The organism is Microvirga aerophila (assembly GCF_003332305.1).
In the GTDB taxonomy this organism is placed as follows: Bacteria; Pseudomonadota; Alphaproteobacteria; order Rhizobiales; family Beijerinckiaceae; genus Microvirga; species Microvirga aerophila.
On the sequence record NZ_QOIO01000127.1, the window covers coordinates 1 to 5,431 of the forward strand.

Annotated in this window: 4 protein-coding genes and 1 pseudogene; 3 read left to right on the forward strand and 2 right to left on the reverse strand. The window is 53.6% G+C overall.

All coding sequences use genetic code 11. The features are described from left to right. Positions 1–212: 212 nt before the first annotated feature. Together DRB19_RS28750 and DRB19_RS32030 are read right to left on the reverse strand one after the other, a co-directional pair. Positions 213–971, reverse strand: a complete 759-nt coding sequence (locus tag DRB19_RS28750; protein ID WP_245439899.1) for a class I SAM-dependent methyltransferase — start codon at positions 969–971, stop codon at positions 213–215. Positions 972–1,083: 112 nt separating this feature from the next. Beyond that, positions 1,084–1,569, reverse strand: a complete 486-nt coding sequence (locus tag DRB19_RS32030) for a GtrA family protein (protein ID WP_373867437.1) — start codon at positions 1,567–1,569, stop codon at positions 1,084–1,086. A gap of 556 nt (positions 1,570–2,125) precedes the next feature. On the opposite strand from DRB19_RS32030, the gene DRB19_RS28760 reads away from it, so the two are divergent. The 3 genes and pseudogenes from DRB19_RS28760 to DRB19_RS28775 all read left to right on the forward strand — a co-directional run. Beyond that, complete coding sequence (locus tag DRB19_RS28760) at positions 2,126–3,178, forward strand: glycosyltransferase family 2 protein (protein WP_114189369.1); 1,053 nt, start codon at positions 2,126–2,128, stop codon at positions 3,176–3,178. Between the two features lie 124 nt (positions 3,179–3,302). Beyond that, a complete protein-coding gene (gene rffA / locus DRB19_RS28765) occupies positions 3,303–4,442 on the forward strand; it encodes a dTDP-4-amino-4,6-dideoxygalactose transaminase (protein WP_114189370.1) in 1,140 nt (379 codons plus the stop codon). A 593-nt stretch (positions 4,443–5,035) separates the two neighbouring features. Further along, a pseudogene (locus DRB19_RS28775) lies at positions 5,036–5,359 on the forward strand (transposase); the annotation flags it as partial. Positions 5,360–5,431: the final 72 nt, after the last annotated feature.

The following is a 5,431-nucleotide window of genomic DNA, read 5'->3' on the forward strand; positions in this document are numbered from 1 at the left end:
CCGCATCGATGATCTGCTGCCGTGGGCCTACGCCACCGCGCCAGACCTCAAGGCCGTGGCCTGAGAACACCGCTAACCTTATATTGCATCGACACCTAATTTTATCAGGACTCGCTTTGACGTGTAATCACCAGTAGGGCTGGCCCTCACAGTATGAAAACAGTCGATCGGAGCAAGCCTGTTTGTCGTCAGGACAGGATGAGCGTCGACAGTTATGCCTTCTGCGCCACCACGACGCGGCTCCCGCCTACAGGCCAGTGGATGCCTGCTTTCGTGAGGCCGACTTCGATCCGGAGGACAGATGACAGAACTCGGTTTAGCCAGCCGGACATCTGAAACTCGGAAAGGGCGTCCCGTTTTATGCCCCGACGTTCTCTCAAAATCATCATCTGACGGCTAGCAATCATCAAGGGCAGGAGCAGCGAATTGAACGAGGTTGAGTGCAGTATGCGGAACCCCGCCGCCTCTAACTTCCTCTCCATCTCGCCCCGCGGATAGCGCCGTTCATGAAAAGCCACGTCATCCGCTGGGCTCCACAGCCAGCGATGCTGGGGGACGGATACAATTACACCGCCGCTCGGCTTCAATGCTACATGCATCTGCCTCATTACGGCTTCGTCTTCGGCTATATGCTCTAGCACGTCGAACGCCCCAATTACATCGAACTGTGAGCGGGCTATGATATCGCGAGCGTCCATCTGGAGTAGAGTAGCCCCATCCGCGAGCCGCTCCCGAGCGTATATCAAGCCAGAGGGGTGAAGTTCGCTCCCAGTCAGGTTAACTCTCGGCATTGCCTTCCGGATCGCCATAAGGACAGAGCCGGTGCCGCATCCAATCTCGAGCAACTCGGCCGCATGCGGAAAGTATCTGGCTAAGAGCGCGGTGATCAGAGCGGCGCGGTTGACAAACCAAAAGCTGGTTTCCTCATACTTGACCAGGATATCAAAAAACTGTGGGTCAAACCCGGACAAGCTATCGATCATCTCGGGGGCAAGGCACGCTACGCCGTCGCGATACTCTATTCCGGCACCGCAATTCTGACAGCGCCAATCTTCTGACCACGGCTCTCGGCCTTCTGACGCCTCAGTTACGCTGTGGCACTTCGGGCAAGCCCACATTGCCATCTCCTTTGCTCCCTTTGGCTGGGAACACCCAATATCGCTGAAGTACGTAAACCCCCGCGGTCGCGCATCCCAGACCGAACAGGACGACCCAAGAGTGAGGGAGCCTAAAGATATCGACGCCTAAATACAGGATGAGCCACTGCAGGCCAAAACTCCCCACGTAGCTAGCTGCGTACCGCAGAAAGGCACGAGGACCGTCACCAGTGAAGCGGAAGGCCCAGAAACGATTTGCGGCGAAGGACACAACAAAACCAATTGCGCTTGCCACGGCCAATGATGTCTTAGGGGGAAGTCCCGCTCCAAGCGATGCACCATAATAAATGGCGAGGACGAACAGGTTAGTTCCCAATCCGACAGCTAAATAGCGTAAGAATTGGCCAATCGTGGCCGCTCCCCCCCCCAACAATAGAAGTCCGTCCAACAACCCCAGTCTGCCCTTTGCCACCGTCGAAGGTGCCGGATACCATAGCAAGCGGGAAAGTCCTAGCCCAAGTTGCTAAAGCACCTGATGAGCAATTGCGATCTGTTTTCAGCTGATGATTCCAATCATGATACTCGCGCGCCGCGTAGGGTCCTAGAGCGGATCGACGTGTCCTCCCATATCAGCCTTCGGGAGATGCGGGCGATGCTGGGGAGGAGCGCAGCATCGCTGCTGCATCGATACATTGTGGCGGTTCTTCAAGGTGTGGGCAGTTTTGGTTACGAAAAACTGCAGGCCTGCGAGAGGGACCGCAAGGCTCCGGTAGAGGCAGGAAGCCGCGCCAAAGCTGCACCTAATGGAGCCAAAGGGCTCTGTATTCTCGTCCCACATCACTCAACGCTTGAATTTGTCAGCTCAGCCGGGGAGAAGGACAGGTTGGATAGGCTCAAACCTTCTCCAGCAGAGCTAAGCAAGCCCACTCTTGAAGTAGCCTGGGCCAATGGACTAATAGCTTTCATTCGTGCGAGAACCTTTCATCTTGATAGAACGGATCCAGCACAAGCTTGGAAGAGGGCAAACAATGGATTCCGTAACGACGAACCCAGCGCGGGGCAATGAAGCAGAACCAGCCGAAATTTACCTATCGTTCGTGAGTCCGGTTTATGGGTCGCCCCAAAGTTTGCCTGAACTCAGGCGGCGTATCCATGCAGTCTGCGAAAAGTACAACTGGCAACACGAGATTATTCTTATTGATGACCGTTGTCCGAGAGGATCGTGGCAAGTTGTGGAAAAGCTCGCGAAGGCCCATCCTGAAGTAACAGGTCTTCGGCTCTCTCGCAATTTTGGTCAGCACTCAGCTATACAAGCGGGGCTGGCGTACACACGTGGCGAATGGATTGTAGTGCTCGATTGTGATCTACAGGATATCCCGGAAGAGACCCCGAAGCTGATTACAAAAGCACTCGAAGGCTACAAGGTCGTCCGCGCTAGGCGGACACAGCGCCAAGATAGATTTGACCGTAAGCTGCTATCCAAGGCCTTTTACGGAGTTTTGAGTTACCTCACCTCAACGAAACAAAATCCGGAAGTCGCGAACTTTGGTGTGTATCACCGATCAGTAATTGATACGATTACCTCGTGGCACGAGCAGATGAAATTCTTCCCTGCAATAATTCAATGGGTTGGCTACGCAGCAACTGAGGTTGAGGTTGACCACAGTGAGCGCTTTGCAGGCAGCAGTTCGTACAGCTACAGAAAATTATTACGTCTCGGAGTTGACGTAATCATTAGCTTCTCCGACCGGCCACTACGCCTGATCGTCGCCTTAGGAATGACCATCTCCCTTCTGTCGATCGCGGTCTCAGTCTTCGTAGTCTTTGGAGGGTTATCTGGCCAGTTCACAGTTGCAGGATGGGCTACGACCATGCTCTCTGTTTGGTTCCTTGGCGGCGTGATCATTTCTGTTTTAGGTTTAAGTGCTCTTTATGTCGGACGAATACTGGCCGAAGTAAAGGATAGGCCGACGTATATTATCGACGAAGTTGTGAAACAACAATCCAACGCGGCTGATGCTAATCTTGATCGGCTCAGTGGGGAGAAGACCCGCCAAAAAGCTTGGGCATTCAGTCGATAAGGCCACACAAATGTAAATTCGACAGAGACATTCAATTCATGGCACTCTAACTGTGTGCCACTTCCTTTAAGAAACCGACTAAAGCCCTCCGCTATAAAAGGACACTGGCACACGCTAGTATAACATGATGAGCAAAATCCCTTATAATCGACCTGTGCTAGCTGGACGTGAGCTTGCTTATATCAGCCAAGCTATCGAAAATGGTCAATTAGCTGGCGATGGCCCTTTCACGAGTCGATGTCAAGAGTTGTTACGTAAACGCCTTAATGCTGAAGCAGTTCTACTTACTCACTCCTGTACTGCAGCATTGGAAATGGCCGCAATCCTAATAGGGATTCAACCAGGGGATGAGGTTATCATGCCATCATTCACTTTCGTTTCCACAGCTAATGCAGTAGTTCTTCGAGGTGGAACCCCCGTTTTTGTCGACATTCGGCCAGACACGCTGAATATCGATGAGAAGCTTATAGAAGCCGCGATAAACTCGAAAACTAGATCTATCTGGCCCGTGCATTACGCCGGCGTGAGCGCTGATATGCAAGAAATTTGTGCAATCGCCGACCGACATGGCCTTACTGTTGTAGAGGATGCAGCGCAGGCGCTTGGTTCAACCTATAGGAACCGGCCTGCTGGCAGCTTCGGAGATCTTGCGGCTTTAAGCTTTCATGAGACAAAAAATATTATTTCAGGAGAGGGGGGGGCGCTGGCGATAAATAACTCAGCCCTAATGGAGCGCGCAGAAATCATTCGCGAGAAGGGCACGAACCGGAAGCGCTTCTTCCGTGGGCAGGTTGACAAGTATACATGGGTTGATATTGGTTCGTCCTTCTTGCCGGGGGAACTCATAGCGGCTTTTCTGCTAGGGCAACTTGAAAAAGCCGATGAGATCAATTCCCATCGTTTAACAACTTGGGATAACTACTTCAACGCCTTTGTTCGCTATCAAGATCGTGGCCTTCGCGTGCCGTATACTCCTTCTGAATGCAAGCATAATGGCCACCTCTTTCACTTAATTCTTCCAGACGAAGATGCGCGCCACGAATTCATAGCACGAATGCGTACAGATGACGTGATGACGCCGTTCCATTATGTTCCGCTGCACAGTGCTCCTGCAGGAAAATTCTACGGCCGCGTTCACGCCGATCTACCCTGCACAGACGACCTTAGCGCGCGCCTCGTCCGCTTGCCACTATTTCCGAATATTGGGGATCTTGCAGAGCGAGTCGTTGAGCGTGCATGTGTGCATCTAGATGCATTACTGTAGTGCTTCTGTAGTGGGCCGTTTGGCGTGCGGCTGCTTGTAGCCGGCGAGGAGGGCGCGCTCCACCTGATTGGGCGGTGACTTGCAGGAGACCGGCAGAATCGGCCCATGCATAGGAACTGGGCTATGCCATAGACATCGCGGCGGTTGGTCTTGTGCAGGCTGGCATACATACAGCCACTACGACAGGGGACCAGCTTCAACGCCGATGAGTGGGAGTGGCAAACCCAAACCGACGAGAAATGCCGCAAACGCCTTGGGTCCGCTGGCGATTTTTACCTCGCGAACAATCCGGCCCGAGGCATTGAGGATGCACACGCTGCTGAGTTCCACTAGTACGTCAATTCCACCTGAAAAGTCTATGCTTATAGGCCTTTTAGTGAAGAAGAGCAGCATTCCTCCATTGGCCTCTGAATCGGACCCCCGTTTAGGATCTGCCCTGGAAAGACTGTTGCAGGGCATTCGGCAGAGCCGAGGTGGCTGAGGAGAGGGCAGTGCGAGGTTCTTGAGCCGCGAGAGGGCAGCATGACCTGTAATCCAGGGACTATCAGGAATTTCGTGTGGGGCCATTACGATGATCTCGAAGGAGACATCGCATGGCACGCCGCAAGGAACCTCGAATAGCAGATCACCTCCTCGATCAGCTGTTGGCGGGCGCTGAGGCCAAATCGGCCTTTGCCAAGGACGGCCTGCTCGACGAGCTCAAGAAGGCTTTGGCCGAGCGCGCGCTCAATGCCGAGATGGACCATCATCTCGACCAGACGGATGGTGCGGGCAACACCCGCAACGGTTACGGCCGCAAGACCGTGCTCACCGACACGGGCAAGATTGATCTGGAGATCCCGCGCGACCGGCTGGCGACCTTCGATCCGCAGCTGATTGCCCGATATCAGCGACGCTTTCCTGGCTTTGATGGTAAGCGGTGTTCTCGCCGCACCTTACATTCGCATGTCTGAGCAGCGAGACTGACGATCTCTGATTGGGGATCGTTT

Bases quoted from the DNA above. Each gene is read 5' to 3' on its own strand.
- rffA (WP_114189370.1), top strand. From the start codon at position 3,303: ATGATGAGCAAAATCCCTTATAATCGACCTGTGCTAGCTGGACGTGAG.
- DRB19_RS28760 (WP_114189369.1), top strand. From the start codon at position 2,126: ATGGATTCCGTAACGACGAACCCAGCGCGGGGCAATGAAGCAGAACCA.